At 50.7% G+C, this 18,933-nt stretch carries 14 protein-coding genes and 2 tRNA genes; 11 read left to right on the top strand and 5 right to left on the bottom strand.

All coding sequences use genetic code 11. The features are described from left to right. Positions 1-62 precede the first annotated feature (62 nt). From ACJMM9_RS07410 to ACJMM9_RS07400, 3 genes are all read right to left on the bottom strand, one after another. Positions 63-2,168 carry a family 43 glycosylhydrolase gene (locus tag ACJMM9_RS07410; protein ID WP_405325262.1) on the bottom strand — a complete coding sequence of 702 codons (2,106 nt, stop codon included), beginning with the start codon at positions 2,166-2,168 and terminating at the stop codon, positions 63-65. Positions 2,169-2,267: 99 nt separating this feature from the next. Next, the gene (locus ACJMM9_RS07405) at positions 2,268-2,483 is read right to left on the bottom strand and encodes a hypothetical protein (protein ID WP_405325259.1); all 216 of its coding nucleotides are present in this window, start codon (positions 2,481-2,483) and stop codon (positions 2,268-2,270) included. A 90-nt stretch (positions 2,484-2,573) separates the two neighbouring features. Then, positions 2,574-3,947 carry a family 43 glycosylhydrolase gene (locus tag ACJMM9_RS07400; protein ID WP_405325256.1) on the bottom strand — a complete coding sequence of 458 codons (1,374 nt, stop codon included), beginning with the start codon at positions 3,945-3,947 and terminating at the stop codon, positions 2,574-2,576. 365 nt (positions 3,948-4,312) lie between these two features. On the opposite strand from ACJMM9_RS07400, the gene ACJMM9_RS07395 reads away from it, so the two are divergent. Together ACJMM9_RS07395 and ACJMM9_RS07390 are read left to right on the top strand one after the other, a co-directional pair. After that, entirely contained in the window at positions 4,313-5,284 is a 972-nt protein-coding gene (locus ACJMM9_RS07395) for a T9SS type A sorting domain-containing protein (RefSeq protein ID WP_405325253.1), read from the top strand. 95 nt (positions 5,285-5,379) lie between these two features. Further along, the gene (locus ACJMM9_RS07390) at positions 5,380-6,360 is read left to right on the top strand and encodes a T9SS type A sorting domain-containing protein (RefSeq protein ID WP_405325250.1); all 981 of its coding nucleotides are present in this window, start codon (positions 5,380-5,382) and stop codon (positions 6,358-6,360) included. A gap of 340 nt (positions 6,361-6,700) precedes the next feature. On the opposite strand, the gene mdh is transcribed toward ACJMM9_RS07390, so the two are convergent. Then, the gene (gene mdh / locus ACJMM9_RS07385; RefSeq protein ID WP_014547218.1) at positions 6,701-7,642 is read right to left on the bottom strand and encodes a malate dehydrogenase; all 942 of its coding nucleotides are present in this window, start codon (positions 7,640-7,642) and stop codon (positions 6,701-6,703) included. A 336-nt stretch (positions 7,643-7,978) separates the two neighbouring features. Between mdh and hisS the strand changes: the two genes are divergently transcribed. The 6 genes from hisS (at position 7,979) to ACJMM9_RS07355 (ending at position 16,803) form a co-directional block, all read left to right on the top strand. Beyond that, positions 7,979-9,262: a histidine--tRNA ligase gene (gene hisS, locus ACJMM9_RS07380; RefSeq protein ID WP_405325246.1), complete on the top strand. Its 1,284-nt coding sequence runs from the start codon at positions 7,979-7,981 to the stop codon at positions 9,260-9,262. 2 nt (positions 9,263-9,264) lie between these two features. Beyond that, entirely contained in the window at positions 9,265-10,881 is a 1,617-nt protein-coding gene (locus ACJMM9_RS07375; protein ID WP_405325243.1) for a hypothetical protein, read from the top strand. A gap of 19 nt (positions 10,882-10,900) precedes the next feature. Next, positions 10,901-12,982: a GDSL-type esterase/lipase family protein gene (locus ACJMM9_RS07370; protein WP_405325240.1), complete on the top strand. Its 2,082-nt coding sequence runs from the start codon at positions 10,901-10,903 to the stop codon at positions 12,980-12,982. Between the two features lie 26 nt (positions 12,983-13,008). Beyond that, positions 13,009-14,859, top strand: coding sequence for an MBOAT family O-acyltransferase (locus ACJMM9_RS07365; protein ID WP_405325237.1), 1,851 nt, complete (start codon positions 13,009-13,011; stop codon positions 14,857-14,859). 151 nt (positions 14,860-15,010) lie between these two features. Beyond that, positions 15,011-15,562 (top strand): hypothetical protein, encoded by a 552-nt coding sequence (locus ACJMM9_RS07360; RefSeq protein ID WP_405325234.1) that lies wholly within the window; start codon positions 15,011-15,013, stop codon positions 15,560-15,562. A gap of 173 nt (positions 15,563-15,735) precedes the next feature. Beyond that, the gene (locus tag ACJMM9_RS07355) at positions 15,736-16,803 is read left to right on the top strand and encodes a peptidoglycan DD-metalloendopeptidase family protein (protein WP_405325231.1); all 1,068 of its coding nucleotides are present in this window, start codon (positions 15,736-15,738) and stop codon (positions 16,801-16,803) included. Positions 16,804-17,003: 200 nt separating this feature from the next. Here ACJMM9_RS07355 and ACJMM9_RS07350 read toward each other — a convergent pair whose 3' ends face one another. Further along, entirely contained in the window at positions 17,004-18,374 is a 1,371-nt protein-coding gene (locus tag ACJMM9_RS07350) for a chloride channel protein (RefSeq protein WP_405325228.1), read from the bottom strand. A gap of 176 nt (positions 18,375-18,550) precedes the next feature. On the opposite strand from ACJMM9_RS07350, the gene ACJMM9_RS07345 reads away from it, so the two are divergent. From ACJMM9_RS07345 to ACJMM9_RS07335, 3 genes are all read left to right on the top strand, one after another. Continuing rightward, on the top strand, positions 18,551-18,742 hold the full coding sequence (locus ACJMM9_RS07345; RefSeq protein ID WP_088641089.1) for a hypothetical protein: 192 nt from the start codon (positions 18,551-18,553) through the stop codon (positions 18,740-18,742). Positions 18,743-18,748: 6 nt separating this feature from the next. Next, a tRNA-Val gene (locus ACJMM9_RS07340) sits at positions 18,749-18,823 on the top strand. A gap of 25 nt (positions 18,824-18,848) precedes the next feature. Beyond that, positions 18,849-18,924, top strand: a tRNA-Asp gene (locus ACJMM9_RS07335). Positions 18,925-18,933: the final 9 nt, after the last annotated feature.

Below are 18,933 nucleotides of genomic sequence, written 5' to 3'. Positions count from 1 at the left end.
TCTGATTCATGGAATGTAAGATAGAAAATTGAATCGTCGTCTTTTGACAAGAAGACGACAACCTACTTCATCTTGATAATGTATCTGCCCTTGGGAAGGTTATTAAACTCAATATCGGTACCGTAAGCTTTTTTATGGGAGACAATTTGCCCCATAGGATTCAAGAGGTAAGCCTGATGAACGCCAGCGTTATCGAAGTGTACGCGGTAACCGTTAGGGATCTTGGATACCTTGTAGTTCAATGAAGGCAGGACTGTCGGAAGCGCCACAGAAGATTCACTCGAACTGCTCACGGCAATTTCGCTGGAGCTGGATTCGGCCGGAACGCTGCTAGAGCTTGACACCGGAGTGTTCGACTTGAACATAATGTTTCCGACAACGGCTTCGCCCGAAAGGCCACTAGCCGTCAGGTAAAAGTCCTTAATGCCGCCGACTTTAATCGTTCCGCAGCTTGCTTCGGACCAGCCGTTTGCAGAAGCTTTGGCGGTCGAAAGATCGCATTCAGCAAGGACAGTTCCACTCTTGGCGCCATCGCGAATTGCAAGCTTGCCTGCGGTTGCTTTTTTCACCTGAATAGAAACATTCGTATTGCTCTTGAGAGAATCTGTCACAACGTTTTCGAAAATCGCATAGCCGCCGTCCTTGATGGCAAACTCGTCCTTGTCGGTGAGGCGTACGCGGATGCCGTTGTCAAAGCCGTTCGCCGGAATCGTATCGCGAATCACGCGCAAGAAGTCGATGCGGTCAAGTTCCGAGAAGAATCCATTCGGCTGCGGCTCGATTTCAATGAAGTTGCCGCCGCGCTTGAGCGTAGCCGGAATCATCACGATAGATTTTTCCGGGAACGTGCCCCAAGAACCTGTCGGCGGGAGCGTCACAGTTTGCGACTTGCCATTGACAGTGACTTTGTGCGTAGCATCGCCTTCGCCGCCGTTTGCGTAGCGGTAACGCAACAAGTACTCGCCCGCCTGCATGATGTTCATCGGCAAGCGAATCTTGGAACCAGCGGTATTGATATAAGCAAGGTATTCGCCATTCGAAGCAGTATTGCTGCGCGTAATTGCAAGATCGCCCGACACCGCACGAGTAAGCACACCGTGTTCGACTTCGGCACTCAAATAACGCCCGAGGAAGGGCTGTCCCATCTCAGCCCAGTTATCCTCGGTAAACACAACATCGCGAATGTGGATGTGATTAAACTTGTCACCATTGAGATCGTAATAGTGATGCACAAAACGTACGCGATTCAAGTCCTGGAAAGCTTCGCCGCCGCCCGGACCAACGTAACGACCGTAGCGTTCCATAAGGATTGTGCCACCACCGGTTGCCATATCATTACCGGCACGGTCTTTGTACGGACCAGTTACTTTATCAGCACGTCCATAAGCAGTTTTATACGTCGTCTGTTCAATATTTGCACCTTGCTGGCAGCAGATATCCCAAGCCGTAAACAAGAAATACTGACCGCCGTGTTCAATCAAGCTCGGGCCTTCTTCGGCACCGTTGCTCGCCTTGCTTGTGCGGCGCGCAATGTTGTAGACAGTTTTATCATCGCTTGCCTGATAGCCCGTCTTTGCATCCAACTTAATCAGCTGGATTCCAAGACCGAACGAGCCAAACGCCATCCAGTAATTACCCTCGGTATCGCGAACGACATCGGCATCAATTGCGTTGTACTTGTCCGACGCCACCGTATGGAAAACATGGCCATGGTCTGTCCAGCCGTAGCCCGTTGTACCAGGCATAATCAACTTTGTAGACTGATAACCGATTGCAGATGTGCGCTTGCCGAAAACGGAGACGCAGTAATACACGCGGTATTCACCATTCATGTAGTAAACGTCAGGCGCCCAGATGCCTTCGGTCGTTGGCGCATACGTGTAAGCCCACTGCGGGATTTTGCTCACCGTTGACTTGTGATCGCGCCAGGTGTAGGCATCTTCGGATGTCCACAGTTGCAAATTGTTGTTCGTGCTCATGAGGGCGTAACCGTCCTCAAAGCGCACCATGCTCGGGTCGTGACCCGGTTGCAAATTGTCCTTGGCGTACCAATCGGCAGCCGACACAGCGGAGACGCCAAAGGCGCCAATCGTTGCGAGAGTCGCACATTTTACGAAAGCAACGAGATTCGCGCCGTTCACGAGATTCGCAAAATTCAAAACCTTCATTTCCATACTCCTTAAAATTATACTAAATAACGCCAACAGGAAAAGGCGATTCCGGCTCAGCGGCCGGAATGACATAGAACCCAAAACAGCAGCGTTTCATCATTTCACCAAAACCTTTGCGGTGGTGTGGACGGTGCGAACAAAGTACATTCCCGAGCGGACGGAACGCACTTGGATTTCACGACCATAACCACGACGCACAACAACACCATTCACATCAAGCAAAGCCCAAGACGCATCGATGGTCAAACGAATCACGCGAGCAGAAGCATCGTAGCGAACCTGCTGCAAAGCCGGCGCATTCAACGCATCCATAAAACCGCGCGAGCCATGCGCAATCCCCGTCGTTTCGCCATTGCCGGAGTCCGTCGGCGGTTCAACCTTCGGCAGTTCAGCTTTTGCAAATTACACCTTCTGGTTATCCGTTCCCGTACGAACCCACGTGATGACCGGCATCCCGACGTCCTTCGAAATGTTCAGCACATCGCCGAGGTAATCGCTATCATAATCCGCAAACAAGAAGTAACCTTTCTTGGCCGATGCATTCTCGATGCGGATTTCACAAGCGGTTTCAGAAGTTTTCACCGTATCCAACAGTGTCTTGGGTGGGCAATAGTAACGGCCCGTCGCAAAATTCTTGAGCGTGTAATAACGCGCCGAATCGCCATTTGCAAGCACCCAAAGTTGCGCTTCGTTATTTTCATCCGCAGTTTGCTGCACCACGATACCATCGCTATCTTCGAGAGCCAAATTGCTGTGCGAAACGGTCAAGCGGTAACCGCCCTCTTTGAGAAGCGCGTTGTTGACCGGATCCACGCCAGATGTGTGCTTGATTTTCTGGATGTTTCCATCGCGATCGTAATAGAGGTAATCGATGTTCACAGAACGGCGGTACGTCCAGCCACCCGGAGAGTTTGCTCCATGGTACATGAAATACCAGTGCCCAAGATACTTGAAAATCGCCTGATGGTTCGTCTCGGAATTGTCCATTTTGTCGTTGATGACGCCTTTTTGTGTCCACGGTCCGTTCAGGCTCGGCGCCATGGAATAATTCGTCGTCGAAGGGTAACCCGAGGCATAGCTGAAGTAATAATTGCCACGGAAATAGTGCATCCACGGAGCTTCAAAAAAGTCCTTGATCTTGATATCTTCAGGTGTCCCCGCAAGCTCAATCATATTCTCTTTGAGCTTCACGCGGCGGCCCGCATTCCACGACCCCCAATACATCCAGATATCGTCACCATCGTAAAAAATCGCAGGGTCAATGTTCAATTTCACGTCGTTCGACGTATTGTCAGTGATAAGCGCCTGCCCGATGGCATCTTTCCACGGACCAGACGGATGGTCAGCCACGGCAACGCCAATCGCAAAGCCTTCACTCCCATTTTCCTTGATGGTCCCGTGATGAACGGCCACATACCAATAAAACTTGCCATTTCGGTATTCGCAGTGGCCCGCAAAAGCGCTAGCATTCGCCCATTTGAAAGTCTTGACGCTCAAAACAGCCCCGTAATCGTGATAATGTTCCATATCGTCGGTCACGAGCACATGCCAGTCATTCATGATGAATGATTTATTGTTATTGCCTTGCGGTCCCTGTTCGTCGTGTCCAGCAAAGATAAAGAGCGAGTCGTTATGCACAAGGGCGGCGGCATCCGCAGAATAAAAGTCCGTCGTGATCGGATTTGCAGCAAAAGCCGATTGCACCCCAAATAGGCAAAAAACGCCCAAAACGGCACATTCCAACTTCGTAAAAAATACAGAAAGCCTCGTTCCCATAAACATCTCCATATCCACACCAACAACAATTTAAAATATATATCAAAAATCATAAAAAGTCCACATATTTATTTATGACATCGCATAATTTTAGAATAAAATCTATAAACATTCCACAATTTCACGAATTAAATGTCCACATTTTGCAGAAAACTGCAAAAACGGTCATGACCACCCGTCATTCCTACAAAGGCCAATAACGAATGTCCAATGACCAACAGCCATATAGTACAAGAAGTATCATTAAGACACTATATGTTTAATCCTCAGGGAAAAAACATTCGTTTATTTGAAAATTTCGATGACAAGCCACAGGAAAAGTAATTAGATTTCATATTGAGTAAATTTGATTAGGAGAGTGGATCATGGAAAAAATTTTGTCGGCCGCACTTTGCGTCGCGTCAGCCATTTACGCAGGACCGTTTATCACATGGAACGGAGCTGATGACGATGCTCCCGACCAGATTCAAACAGGACTCGACAACGGAACAGGAACGAGTGGATTCTGGTTCACCTACACAGACCACGTTGACGGAGGTACATCCATAGTCCATTGGGACATCGACATAAGCCCTGAGCCACCATTATTCTCACTAGAGCCCGTCATCTATGGATGCAAAGGAATATGCGGGACGGCTCGTCTCAGCAAAGGAACTTTAACTTACAACCCATTTGTGGGTTTAGGCTTCAATGTCGCTGGAGAAATTTCAGTAAACGATTGGGCACTATCCACTGGCGACGCCTCTACTTGGGGCGGACTCTGCGTAACCTACACATCGGATACAGACATAGCCCTGGAACTCGGCCTTGGCGAAAAAATTGATTCAACGATGAATTACGCAAACCCAGCCGTAACCCTCCCCGCCTCCCAAACGGACAAGAGGATTGTAGTGTCGTGGTCCGACTTTAAGCAACCTTCGTCGTACAACGGAGCGGTCAAATTCGATGGCGACGCTGCAGCAAAGCAACTCGCCATGGTCAGGTTCAAGATACAAGCAGAGGACGGCGATTACCGTTTTAATATTTGCGCGGTCGGTCCGAAAGACGGAACATGCCCGGAAAAATGCGGAATGCCAAGTTCAGGGATTCAAATTGCTCGTGGAGTTTCTACAGTCAACGCAATTTTGAACGAGCGTACGCTCGGATTCACGGGAATCAAGTCCACTGCAACCATCGAAGTGATGAATTCTCTTGGGCAGGTCGTAATGAAAGGCGCCATCAACAACGCTACGAGTAACGCTGCAACGCTTAACCTCGCCGAACTCGACGCCGGAATTTATATGGTGCGCGTGAGCAGTAAAAACGTCAATTTTGCAAAGAAAATTGTACTGAGGTAAAGCAATACAAGATATTATGGATCCCCTCACTTCGTTCGAGGATGACAGCTCCAGGATGACTGGCTTCAAAGTCCGGGGTGACATAGGAGTGAATTATGAAAAAGATTACATTAGCAGCACTTTTCGCAGCAACGACAACTTTTGCGGGCACATTCGAAACCTGGAACGGAGCCGATGGAACCCCCGTAGTAGAAACCGGACTAGGCAACGAAACTGAAACTTATGGAATATGGTACGATTACAACGACTCCTTCAGTGGCGGTGAATCAAAAATTATATATCCAGTTCCCCCATGTCACGAATATGAAACATGCGAACCTCACTATATGGATGCGGTTATCGCGCATTGTGAAGGAATATGCGGAACTGCCACTCTCAATAGCGGCTCATTGACTACAAAACCGTTCTCCGGCATAGGATTCAACATAGTCGGAGAAACATCAACCACCGACAAGACTTTAGTCGCAGGCAACGCCTCCGCCTGGGCCGGACTCTGCGTAACCTACACGTCGGATACGGACATATCCCTTGAACTCGGGCTTGGCGAAAAAATTGACTCCACGATGAATTACGCAAACCCAGCCGTAACCCTCCCCGCCTCCCAAACGGACAAGAGGATTGTTGTGTCGTGGTCCGACTTTAAGCAACCCTCATGGTACGATGGCTCTCTCAAATTTGACGGTGAGACGGCGGCAAAGCAACTTGTCGGAGTTCATTTTAAGATTCAGGCGGAACCGGGCGAATACGAATTCAGAATTTGTGCTGTCGGGCCTAAAGACGGAACATGCCCAGAAAAATGCGGCATTCCCACCCCACCGGACGATATCAAGATCGCTCGCGGAACATCCGCTGTAAGCGCAGTCTTAAACGGACGTACGCTCGGATTCACAGGCATCAAGACCTCCGCAACCATCGAAGTGATGAACTCTCTTGGGCAAGTCGTGTTGAAAGGCGCCATTAACAACGCCATGAATAACGCAGCAACGCTTAACCTCGCATCGCTCGACGCCGGAATTTATATGGTGCGCGTGAGCGCGAAAAATGTGAGTTTTGCGAAGAAGATCGTGCTGAGGTAAAACAATAGAATGGAGATGCCCGGTCAAGCCGGGCATGACATGTAACGGGTTCGACAAGAACACAACAAAAACGCCCACGGGTTACTACCCGCGGGCTGTTTTGTTAAGAAGGAGATTCCGGCTCGAAGGCCGGAATGACATTTCTTAAATTACCCGTGAACAACAAACGCCTCGTATTAACGAGGCGTGGCTGTGAGAGCGAGGCGAAGACGGAATTCCCGCTTTGCATAAGAGCCGAGCGGTCTTATTAGGTATGAGCGAGAAACGCCTGGCATTAGCCAGGCGTTTTCGCGAGAGTGAGCGTCGCTCACATATTTCTATTTGATTCTGACGCGAACGGTTAGGTATGTGCGTCAACCCATTCAGCGTTCTTCTTGCAAGCTTCGACAGACTTGTCGAAAGCAGCCTTTTCTTCGGCGCTCATCTTGACTTCGAGAATCTTTTCGACACCGTTTGCACCAACGACAACCGGCACGCCGCAGTAGAGACCGTTCACGCCGTATTCGCCGTTGAGCTTAGCAGCGCAGGAGAACACGCTCTTCTTGTCGAGGAGGTAAGCTTCAGCCATGTGGATAGCAGAAGTTGCCGGGCTGTAGAAAGCAGAACCGCGACCGAGGAGGTTCACGATTTCGCCACCGGCACCAGCGGTACGCTTTGCAAGTTCAGCAAACTTTTCCTTGCTCATGAGCTGAGAAACCGGGATACCGCCGACAGAGACGCATTCCATGATGGAGACCATCGTGTCGCCGTGGCCGCCCATAACGAGAGCCTTGACGTCTTCGACGGAAACGCCGAGTTCGTCAGCGACGAAGCAAGCGAGACGAGCGGAGTCGAGCACACCAGCCATACCGATAACCTTGTTAGCCGGGAGGCCAGACTGCTTCTGCATGTTGTAGACCATGGCGTCGAGCGGGTTCGTAATAACGATCACGAATGCATCCGGAGCGTTTTCCTTGATAGCTTCGGCAACAGTCTTGATAACGCCGCAGTTCTTGTCGAGGAGGTCGTCACGGCTCATGCCCGGCATGCGCGGGAAACCAGCGGTAACGATAACAACGTCAGCACCCTTAATGGCAGAATAATCGGTAGAACCCTGAAGATCAACGGACGAATTGATGACGGAGCGGCCTTCCATAATGTCGAGAGCCTTACCCTTCGGCATGCCCTGAGTCATCGGGATGTCGATAAGGACGACGTCGCCGAGGTTCTTCTGTGCAAGCACGAGAGCCATTGTACCACCAATTTGACCAGCACCAACGAGTGCAATCTTCTTTCTAGCCATGATTAACCTTCCTTTTAAGGTATTTAAAATTTTACGTACCAAATATAGCAAAAGAAATGTAAAACCGGCAATATGAACCAATGTTACATATTATTTATTTGGCATCCGGGACGTTGAAAAAGAACCCAATCCGACCGTCCAGGACTGTTTTTCGGAAGTAACCGTCAATTTTTCGGGAACACCAGTTCTAGCGGAAATTTCCTTATTACATTCAAACCTTCGATTACATACAAAATAAATAAAAGTTGCTTTGATGCCAAAGACGTCCGTAACGATTACTTTTCTACTAACTAGTAACTAAAAACAAGTAACTATTTTTCTAAATTTCACCGCACTATGAGTATTGCTATTCCTCAACTGCCCAAGGGCACACGTGATTTTTACCCGGAAGCCGAGCGCATCCAGAACTACATTTTTGACACCTGGCGCAAGGTCGCCGAAAGCTTCGCCTACGAAGAATACGAAGGTCCGATGTTTGAACATCTGGAACTTTACACCGGCAAGTCCGGCGAAGAAATCGTAAGCCAGCTTTACAACTTTAAGGACAAGGGCGACCGCGAAATCGCACTCCGCCCCGAAATGACGCCGACGCTTGCCCGCCTCGTGATTCAGAAGGCCCGCGAACTCAAGAAGCCGTTCAAGTGGTTCTCCATGCCGCGCCTGTTCCGTTACGAAAAGGCTCAGAAGGGTCGCCTCCGCGAATTCTTCCAGCTGAACATGGACATCATCGGCACCGAAAGCATCTACGCCGAAGCTGACTTGCTCGCCTCCATCGCCACAATGTTGCGCAAATTCGGCCTCAAGGACTCCGACTTTGCGATTGGCGTTTCGAGCCGCAAACTCCTCGCCACCTACCTCGAAGAAATTGGCGCCCCGAACCCAGCTCTTGTTTACCCGGTTCTCGACCGTCGCCTGAAAATCGGCCCGGAAGCTTTTGCCAAGGCTCTTACCGAAGCTGGCCTCACCGAAGCTCAGATCAAGCAACTCGACGATTTCATGAGCTGCAAGTCCATCGAAGAAGTGAAGGCCGCCGTCAAGAGCGAAAACGCAACAGCCGCTCTCGCCGAAATCGAAGACCTCTTCGCAACGCTTGCCGCTGCAGGCTTTAGCGAATGCGTGAACCTCGACCTCTCCATCGTGCGCGGCCTCGCCTACTACACAGGCATCGTGTTCGAAGTGTTCGACAAGGGCAAATCCATGCGCGCTATCGCAGGCGGTGGACGTTACGACAGCCTCACCGAAAAGCTCGGTGGCGACCGCATCCCGGGCGTTGGCTTTGGCATGGGCGACGTCGTCTTGGCCGACCTCCTCCGCGAACGTGGACTTTTGCCAAGCCCGAAGCAGCATGTGGACTTCTACATCGCAAGCTTCACAAACGACATGAAGAAGATCTTCGAAACGGCTCAGGTGTTCCGCGCAAACGGGAACTCTGTTTCTCACCCGCTTACCACCATGAAGATGGGTAAGCAGCTGGAACAGGCCAACTACCAGGGCGCAAGCATCGTCGTTTATGTCGATGGTGACAAGGCGGCTGCCGGTCAGTTCGAATACAAGGACCTTCGCGATGGCACCATGCACGTGGGCGATGTCAATGCGATTGTTGAACAGCTGAAAGCTTAACTATGACACCAGTAAAAGTATTACTCAGCATCATTTCTCTGTTCCTCGTCCTCGGGCTGATGGCGCTTGCCTACCCTGAAGACGGCATCCATGTTGGCGATACGACGCTCCGCTACCCGAAGCTTTCCCAGGTTTTCGAGAAGGCCGAGACGACGACGGATTCCGCCGGGAACAAGGTCAAGGTCGAACAGGTCGATCCGGAAGACGCCATCCGCCAGATGATGGAAGAGACCAAGGCAAAGCAATTTGCTGCGTTCTCGGACTCGCTCAAGTACTACGAAGACTTCTTTAGAGAAGGCCGTACGCGCTTTGACTTGCCCAACAACGACCCTACGTGGTTTGACCGATTCTTCCAGAATCTCCTGTTGGCAAAGAAGGATTCAAGCGTTGTCCACGTGATCCATTACGGAGACTCGCAGCTCGAAGAAGACCGCATCTCGTCTACGATCCGCGAAGACTTGCAGACTGAATTTGGCGGTAACGGCCCGGGCATGCTCCCCGCCGTGATGCACATTCCGTCGCAATCGACATCGCAGTGGAACAACGGCGACTTGCAGCGATACATCATCTTTGGACCCAAGGAAGAACACGCGACGCACAACCGCTATGGTCCATTGGCCCAGGTGGGTGAACTCAACGGTTCTGCCGTTATCGGCGTCAAGAAGCGTGAAGGCCGCAAGGACATGTTCCCGCATGTCGGCGGATACTCGACCATCAAGGTTCTCGCAAGCAACAAGGGCACTCTCAAGCTCCGCCTCACCTATGAACACGAAATTTCAGAACAGGTTGGAACAAACGCCGACGGAACGCCCAAGTTCAAGGCCAAGAACAAGAAGGAAACCGCCGAAGCCCCAGCTGTTGAAAAGCTCACGAAGCTGAATGTTTATACGTGGAAGCTCCCGGATACGACATCGAATATCAAGCTCTACCTCAGCGGCCGCACGGAAATCTATGCGATTTCTGTAGACGGTTCTTACGGTGTCGCTGTAGACAACGTAGCCATGCGCGGAAGCTCGGGCACGGTATTCCACAAGATCGATAGCCAGCTTCTCGCCGAGTCTTACAAGGCCATGAATGCAAAACTCATCATCATGGAGTACGGCGGAAACATGGTACCGAGCATGACGCCCAAGACTCTTGACTGGAGCAAGAAACTCATCACCAGACAAATTCAGGCCGTACAGAAAGCAAATCCCGATGCAGACATTTTGTTCATTGGGCCTGCCGACATGGCCAAACAAATTAACGGAAGGTGGCAAACGTATCCAGGTCTTGGCATCACCATCAAGATGCTTCGTGAAGTGGCTCTTGAAAACGGCCTTGCCTACTGGGACATGCACCGCGTGATGGGTGGCGAAAGCTCCATGATCAAGTGGGTCAAAAAATCCCCGCCGCTTGGCTTTACCGACCACGTTCACTTTACGCGTCGCGGTGCCGCATACATGGGCGACCTGTTCTGCTCTTCACTCCATATGTACTACGATTACTTCCAGTTCCGCGAAAGGCACAAGCTGAACGATTCGAAGCTTAAGGACATCCGAAAGTTTTCGGATAAAAAGCAGGCTAGCGCCGACACGACCAAAGTAATCGACTTGAATTCTGATAAGCTAAATCCTTAAATACCGGAGGGGGTGTTAAGTGAAGAAAAAGCTTGCCGTCATTGCTGCCATTCTTGGCATCGTTAGCATGGGTTCCATGGTTTCTGCCAAGGACATGGAAATCACCCCAGGCTATTATGACGTTGACTTTACGAAATACGATTTTATCGATACGTCCTTGAATACCATCCAGTTCCCGCAAGGGAGCGCTAGTTTCGAGCCGTTTTTCAAGAAGCTCGACACGCTCGTTTTCGAGAACAGGGGCAAGGTGCGCATCCTCCACATTGGCGGTTCGCACTTGCAGGCAGACGTTATCTCGGGCCGCATCCGTGAACACCTGGTAAAAGAATATCCGGGTGCATCAGCAGGTCGCGGTTTCGTATTCCCGTATTCAGCAGCAAGGACAAATACCCCTGCAAGTTACGCAAGCTATTATAAAGGCATCTGGGACAAGAACAAGAACGTCCAGCACGAAATCACAAAACCGCTCGGACTTCTCGGCATTGCCGTAAGTACCCGCGATCCGCGCGCCGAAATCACGCTCCTTTTGGACAAGTACAATACCGAACCCATCTGGGGCGAAACAAGCTTTAGAGTTTTCGGTTACAGCGACAGCAATGACGTGGAACCAGTGCTCCGCATCGATTCGATGGATGTATTCGGAACTTTCGATGCATCAAGCCAGAGCTACGTTTTCACTAGCCCGCGTCCAATTGATACGATCCAGATTGCGTTCCGCTGGGCAGACACGACCAAGCAAGCCGAAGTCGCCGCGTTCATCACGGACTCGCTCTTCAAGGATTCTGTAGCCCGCGCAGATTCGCTAGCCCGCGTCGCCGATTCACTCCGCATGGATTCGCTTGGCATTACGCCTCCAACTAGTTCAGCACAGCAAATGGCACAAGCAGTCGCCGCAGACTCAATGTTCCAGGGCGACTGCGAAGACGTTCTCGACACGAACTGCCTGAACCGCGACGAAGACTTGCAAGCGGCATTGGATTCCGTTGCCGCAGATACGGTTCCGCCTCGCCCGCACTTTACGCTCACGGGCATCTTGGCAGAAAACAACGCGCCCGGCATCACGTACACGAATGTCGGTATCAACGGCGCCAAGGTTGCAAACTACTTCGAGGAAATTTGTCCGCTATTTGAAAAGGAAATGTCCTACTACAAGCCGGACCTCGTCATTTTTGCCATCGGCATCAACGATGCAAACGTAGAAGTCTTTAACGACAAGCAGTTCCGTGAAGAATACGACAAGCTCATCAAGCGCATCCGCAAGGTCAGCCCCAAGACGGCGTTCATTTTCGAGACTAACAACGACTCCTACCGCAAAGTCCGCAAGAAAAAATACGTGCAGCACCCGAACGGCGAAATCGCCCGCAAATCCTTTTTTATGCTCGCCGACAAACACAAGGCCGGCGTCTGGGACAAGTTCTCCATCATGGGCGGGCTTGGTTCCATGGCCAAGTGGGAAAAGGCGGACCTCGCCAAGAAAGACAAGGTCCACTTCAAGACCGCCGGTTACCATCTGCTAGGAGACATGTTCTACAAGGCGTTGATGCAGGCCTACTTCGACCACATTGCAAACCTCCCCGCAGAAGCTCCGGTCGTAGCCCAGGCAAAACCCGTTCAAGCAAAGCCCGCACCGGCACCAACCACAATTCCTGCCGCATCAAGCGTTGCCCCCAAGACGCAGGCGCCATCGGCCAAGACCGCATCAAGCACAGCTCCGGCACCTACTAAAGCAACAGCTCCAACTGCGGCACCGACAGCTCCTGCAAATGCAAAGACGGCCGCTGCAATTCAGGCTAAAGTCGCCGCACCCGCACCAACGGCAGCTTCCGCAAAGACAGCCGCTCCCGCACCTACGGCAACTCCTGCGAAACCGGAAACAACAGCCCAAGCACAAGTTTCCGCAAAACAGCCTGTCGCAAAAACGGTCGCCCCTCCGCAAATGCCAAAGATTGCGGCCGCCGCCCATAAAGATGTCCCGATGCCAGAAGTCGTAAAGCAAACAGCTGAACCAACACAGCCCAAAATTCAGGTTCCGCTAAAGCCGATTCCACAAGCCGCAGAAAAGCCCACAGCACCAACATCCAGCGCGACGGATTCCAAATAATTTTCTAATTTACAAGCCCAAAAATCATGCTTGACTATATCATCCCCTACCTGACCCGCACATTCGCGTTTGACCCGAACTCCCCGTTACTCTTCACCCAGTTCTATTTCTGGGGTTTCTTCGCGGTCGTCTTTGCCATCTTCTCGCTAGTCCACAGCAAGCTTCTGCTCCGCAACGCGTTCCTGTTTGCGACGAGCTTGTTCTTCTACTACAAGACGAGCGGCAGCTACGTGTGCATCCTCATCTTCTGCGTGATTGCAAACTTCTTCATCGGCAAGTGGATCGAGAAGTCCGAGGTCAAGTGGAAAAAGAAACTTTTGATGATTATAGTCGTGATTATCGACTTGCTGGTGCTCTGCTATTATAAGTACTCTTACTTCTTCCTGGACGCACTTTACGACTTCACCGGCATCGAACTTCACGTGTACAACTTCTTTGCCGCCGCAAGCAATGCGATGTTCAACACGCACTCGCTCGTTGATACGATTATCCTCCCGGTGGGCATTTCGTTCTTCACGTTCCAGGCGATGAGCTATTGCATCGACATTTACCGCGGCAAGATCAAGGCTGTAGACAACATTTTGAACTTCGGCTTTTACCTCTCGTTCTTCCCGCAGCTCGTGGCAGGCCCGATTGTGCGTGCAGACAAGTTCGTGCCGCAGCTTTACAAGCCCTATTTCCTCCCCCGCCGCGCCTTTGGCATGGCAGTGTTCTGGATTTTGAACGGACTTGCCAAGAAAATCATCTTGAGTGACTACCTCGCCACGAACTTTGTGGACCGCGTTTTCGATACGCCACTCCTCTTTACCGGCCTTGAAAACCTGATTGCCCTGTTCGCTTATTCGTTACAGGTTTACGCCGACTTCTCAGGTTACACGGACATCGCCATTGGCGTTGCACTTTTGATGGGCTTCCGCTTGCCGCAGAACTTCAACAGCCCGTACAAGGCAAAAAGTCCGACCGAATTTTGGCGCCGTTGGCACATTTCGCTTTCTAGCTGGTGGCGCGATTACTTGTACATTCCTCTTGGCGGTAACAGAAACGCAACCGTCGGCACGTTCTTCTGGATGGGATTCTTAAGCCTTGTGGCGATCCTCCTTTCTGGCAGCATGTGGGTCGGTATTGCACTTGGCGTTTTCTTTGTCTACATCGCGATTTTTGCCTACTTCAAGCCGGAATCCCGCAAGACGATTACCACGAACATGAACGCCATGGCAACGCAGATTGTTGGCGGTTGGTGGCATGGCGCAAGCTGGAACTTCATCATTTGGGGTGGTTTGAACGGCTTTGGCCAGGTGTTCAACAAGCTCTGGGTCAAGCGCAGCGCAACCGTCCGCGCATCGATTGCTCTTGGATTCTTTGCACTGAGCGCCATTCTCTACAAGCATTACACGATTCCTATATGCGCCATTACCGCCGTATGGTTCGGCGTGCTTTTCGTGGGCATCTACTCGACCATCATTTATCACTTGTTCTGCAAAAAGCAACTACCGTGGCTCACGACTGCCTGGAATGTGACACTCACATTTGTGTTCATCACGTTCACGCGTCTCTTCTTCCGCGCAGGCTCGAACCTCGACCCGGCAGAAGCAAACGAAGTTGCCTGGAACACGGCAAAGAACATGGTACACCAGATGGGTACCGCCTGGCGCTGGGACACGATTCTCCCGATTGCATGGGAACACATCAATATCATCCTCGTGTTCATCGCCGGTATGCTTATCCACTGGATCCCGAAGCGCGTGAAGTCCCGTTACCGCATTACGTTTGCATCGCTCCCGATTCCTGGAATGGTGGCAGCAACGGCGTTCATCATCTTCGTGATTTACCAGTTCATGAGCGCTGACTCCTGCCCGTTCATTTACTTCCAGTTCTAGCGGCTTCGCCGCAGTAGGCGGTAGGAAGTAGACAGTAAGTTATAGGTTGTCAGGTATGAGGTCGCACTGAAGTGCTCTGAGGTCGCTTCGCTTTGGGCAATGAAGTCGAGGCATGCTTGATTTTGTTAGAAATTAACTTATATTTATTTTTATGAATATAAGATTACGCAAATTATTGGGGAAATTGTTCCTTTCGGGGGCTTCATTCTTTTGGGCAAGCTGCGATTCTGGTACGTCAGCCGAAAAGCCTTCAGCATTTATCGACATTGACCAAGAACTCGCCAAAATAACACCAACGGATACAACCGGACTCAGAGGGAAATGCATTCCCAAAGATAAATATTGCGAAACGACAGAAGGCTGGAGTAGTTATTATTCCGCACAAGCTCACGCTGCATCTATCGCCATTGAAAAGCTCAATGAACAGCACAAGGATGATCCAGACTATTGGTATGGCTATAACAGTTGTTACAGGAATATCTTAGGATATCTAGGGATTGCGCCTATATATGGTGTTCCAGAATGTCCCACTGACCTGACACCTTGTGAAACAGACGGATCGACCTACAGCGTTTATAACCAAGTCCGCATCGACGATGCTTATATCGAAGCTCTGCAACGCGAAGAACAAAACTATTACGAAGCCGTTAAAAGCACTCTCGAAAAAATCAACGAAGGCATGGAAAAATGCGGAGTGCAATAACGACTTTTTGACCATTTTTATAGAAATTTACGCATTCAGGGGTTTTTATAAGTTTACAAGAATACTACACAAAGTTTTCTTGTTAATATCTCGTGAAAAAATATCCTAAACATAGTGACAAAAAATCCAAAATTGAGTATTATTTAGCCCATATATATAGACCCCCTATTTTTATGAAGATTAAAACCATACTCATTGCAGGAGTCCTGCCGATCGCGCTTTTTGCAAAAGACGACGATATGGCCGGAAAAATCGTTCCTCGCCTCGTAGATTCTAAAAGTACTGAATTAAACCAGACTATCGATGGAATCGACGACTTTGCCTCCGAAGCCGAAGCTCAGACTGTCGGAAAATTCGTCATCAACGAAAGCAATTTTACCCATAAAAAGACAAAGTCTCGCAAGGTTAAGGCCACACCCAAAGTCGAAAAAATCGAAATAATCGCCAAGCAAGACTTGATTAACGATTCCGTCACAGCAAATCTCGGTACCGAAGATGGCATTAACAGTGACAGCCTCGATACCGAAGAAGCCGTCCGCGAATACGCCGAAGCCGATGCCGACATCAAGGCAACAACGGACTCCGCCTCTACAGGCGCTCCGGCCAAGCTGTTCGTCCTCGACATGACGACGTCCATCATCCCGACGGAAAGCCGCCGCGTCGCAGGCCATTACGGTCCGCGCAAGCACCGCATGCATCGCGGTGTTGACCTCGGTCTCTGCCACGGTGAAAACCGCACGATTGTCGCCGCATTTGCAGGCAAGGTCGTCAAGGTCCGCAACCAGGGCCGCCGCAAGGGTTACGGTCGTTACGTGATTCTCGATCACGGCAATGGACTCACCACGCTTTACGCCCACCTCGAACGCTGGAAGGTCAAGGTCGGCGATGAGCTCCAGGCTGGCGATACCATCGGCATCGGTGGCAATTCAGGCCGATCTTTCGGAGCGCACCTGCACTTTGAAATGCGCTACAACGGTATCTACATCAATCCTGAAACCGTTTACGACTTTGCCGAAGGCACGTTCAGGGATATTTCCGTCACGCTTGACACAGACAAACTTCAAGAAGCTGAAGCCGCCTACCAGAAAGAAATCGGCAAGAGCAAGTTCTACAAGGTTCGTCGCGGCGATTGCCTCGGAAAAATCGCCCACAAGTACGGAACGACCATCGAACGCATCAAGCTCCTGAACAACCTCAAGTCGGACAACATCCGCCCAGGACAGGTGTTGCGCTGCTCGTAATGCAGTTGGTACTTTAGCGAAGCTAAAGTACAAGTTAGAAGTTAATTTTAAGAGAATGGCCGCGCGGAAAAGCGCGGCTTTTTCAATTACATACCGCAAACCGCAGCGCGGGCATCTCCTTTTTATAACAAAAGTGCAACCTCTAGCAACTAACAACTAATAACGACTAATAACTAATGACTAATGACCAACAAAAAGCATTACTCTTTAGCAATCTTGTCGTACGCTTGAATCAGTTCGCGGTCCATGTCACGGCGATGCGCCGGGGACGCAAACTTGTTGAGCACCTGGCTCTTGTAAATCGTCCAGTTACGCGAGAAGGCGATATGCATCACGGCCGCAATCAAGAGGCCCGGCAGCAAGCTGTAGCTGCCCGTCATTTCACAGACCATCACGACACCAGCAATCGGAGCCTTAGCAGCCCCCGCAAAGAACGAAGCCATCCCGACGAGAATAAACATCTCGGGCATACGAATAACTCCCGGGAACGCAAGTTCGCATATTCCAGCAAACATAGCGCCAATAACCCCACCAATAAATAGCGATGGTCCAAAGACACCCCCTGAACCGCCCGAACCGACCGTGAGCGCCGTCGCCACGATTTTCGCAAGCACGATTCCAAGCAAAAGCATCACGCCCCACAGCGAATGCGGCACAAGCCCCGTCATCAGGTTGTCGATAAATTCAAAACCGCCTCCCGAAACTTCCGGATACGCAAGCACCAAAAGCGAAATGAAGGAGCCCCCCATTGCAGGCTTGAGCCACACAGGAATCGTCCACTTGTTAAAGCGACGCTCGGACTCGTAATAAAGCCGCACATACAAGTACGAAAACGGAAAGCACAAAATTCCAAGCAGTGCGCATGCCAAAAGCTCCACCGCATTCGTAAACGGGAAATCCATCATGCAGCCAATCACAGGCGCCGAGCCGACAAATGCAATATAGACCGTAAACGCCACCACAGACGAGATAATCGAAGTCGCAAAAGCGTTCGATTCAAAGTCCTCGCGGTAAAGCATCTCGACCGACGTGAGCGCCCCCGCAAGCGGAGCCTTGAAAATGGCACCAAGCCCTGCCGCCGTACCCGCCAGCATAAACTGCCCGCGCATCATTCGCGGCATCTTGAAGAACTTGCAAATCGTCGAAGCAATGCCAGATCCAATCTGCGAAATCGGCCCCTCGTAACCCGCCGAGCCGCCCGTCGCAAGCGTCACGATGCTCGCTATGAACTTCACCGGCGCCACACGCGCCCGCACATTCCCGCCCTGGTGATGGAACGAATAGATCATCTTGTCGGTACCCTGCCCCGCCGTCTCCGGCGCACGAGCCACCTTGTGGATGAAAAGCCCGACAACAAGCCCGCCAACCGCAGGCACCAGAGCAAAAGCATACCACGGCAAAATTCCAAGCGTCCACGGCTTGCGCACCCATTCAATCGCCGTGCCAAGCCCCAAATGGAACGCAACCGCGACAAGACCCGTCACACAACCGATTACCGCAGCAAGCCCAAGCTTCGGCAAGTAACCGTTCACTACGAGAAGTTTCGCAATCGTTCTATGGATACGCTTCACGCGCCGCAAGATAGAAATTTTAAAAGTGCGCGACAAGGTTCGCCAAATTCCAGCAGCATGCGGGAATAAAGCGTTCTCCCGAAGAAAAATCTTTTTTTTCACAAAAAAAGGCCATTTTCAGTTGACAAGACTTTTAATATTTGTATATTTGGCTCGTAATCTTGAGGTTGTAGAAAATGTTAAGCAAAAAGAATCTTATTCTTATCGGTATTGGCATTTTGCTACTCGTCATTGGCTTTATCTGTCTTGCGACAGGTCCTGCCGATAATCCGGTAAGCCTCTCGGTTGCACCAATTATCTTGACGATTGCTTACGTTGTGATTATTCCTCTCGGAATTCTCTTCAGCGGCAAGGATGAAAACAAGTAAAAATTTGGACGATTAGCTCAGCTGGTTCAGAGCGTCTGCCTTACAAGCAGAATGTCAGCGGTTCGAATCCGTTATCGTCCACTACCGAAGAATCGGAAACGATTTTGGGGTGGTAGCTCAATTTTGGTTAGAGCACCGGCCTGTCACGCCGGAGGTTGCGAGTTCAAGCCTCGTCTATCCCGCGATAAAGC

Origin of the sequence: Fibrobacter sp., from assembly GCF_045112255.1 — a bacterium.
In the GTDB taxonomy this organism is placed as follows: domain Bacteria; phylum Fibrobacterota; class Fibrobacteria; order Fibrobacterales; family Fibrobacteraceae; genus Fibrobacter.
Note: the sequence above shows the minus strand (reverse complement) of the source record. Positions and strands in the feature narration are given on the sequence as shown.

Bases quoted from the DNA above. Each gene is read 5' to 3' on its own strand.
- ACJMM9_RS07360 (WP_405325234.1), top strand. From the start codon at position 15,011: ATGAATATAAGATTACGCAAATTATTGGGGAAATTGTTCCTTTCGGGG.
- ACJMM9_RS07375 (WP_405325243.1), top strand. From the start codon at position 9,265: ATGACACCAGTAAAAGTATTACTCAGCATCATTTCTCTGTTCCTCGTC.
- ACJMM9_RS07400 (WP_405325256.1), bottom strand. From the start codon at position 3,947: ATGGGAACGAGGCTTTCTGTATTTTTTACGAAGTTGGAATGTGCCGTT.
- ACJMM9_RS07355 (WP_405325231.1), top strand. From the start codon at position 15,736: ATGAAGATTAAAACCATACTCATTGCAGGAGTCCTGCCGATCGCGCTT.
- ACJMM9_RS07395 (WP_405325253.1), top strand. From the start codon at position 4,313: ATGGAAAAAATTTTGTCGGCCGCACTTTGCGTCGCGTCAGCCATTTAC.
- ACJMM9_RS07365 (WP_405325237.1), top strand. From the start codon at position 13,009: ATGCTTGACTATATCATCCCCTACCTGACCCGCACATTCGCGTTTGAC.
- ACJMM9_RS07345 (WP_088641089.1), top strand. From the start codon at position 18,551: ATGTTAAGCAAAAAGAATCTTATTCTTATCGGTATTGGCATTTTGCTA.
- ACJMM9_RS07410 (WP_405325262.1), bottom strand. From the start codon at position 2,168: ATGAAGGTTTTGAATTTTGCGAATCTCGTGAACGGCGCGAATCTCGTT.
- ACJMM9_RS07390 (WP_405325250.1), top strand. From the start codon at position 5,380: ATGAAAAAGATTACATTAGCAGCACTTTTCGCAGCAACGACAACTTTT.
- ACJMM9_RS07405 (WP_405325259.1), bottom strand. From the start codon at position 2,483: ATGGATGCGTTGAATGCGCCGGCTTTGCAGCAGGTTCGCTACGATGCT.
- hisS (WP_405325246.1), top strand. From the start codon at position 7,979: ATGAGTATTGCTATTCCTCAACTGCCCAAGGGCACACGTGATTTTTAC.
- mdh (WP_014547218.1), bottom strand. From the start codon at position 7,642: ATGGCTAGAAAGAAGATTGCACTCGTTGGTGCTGGTCAAATTGGTGGT.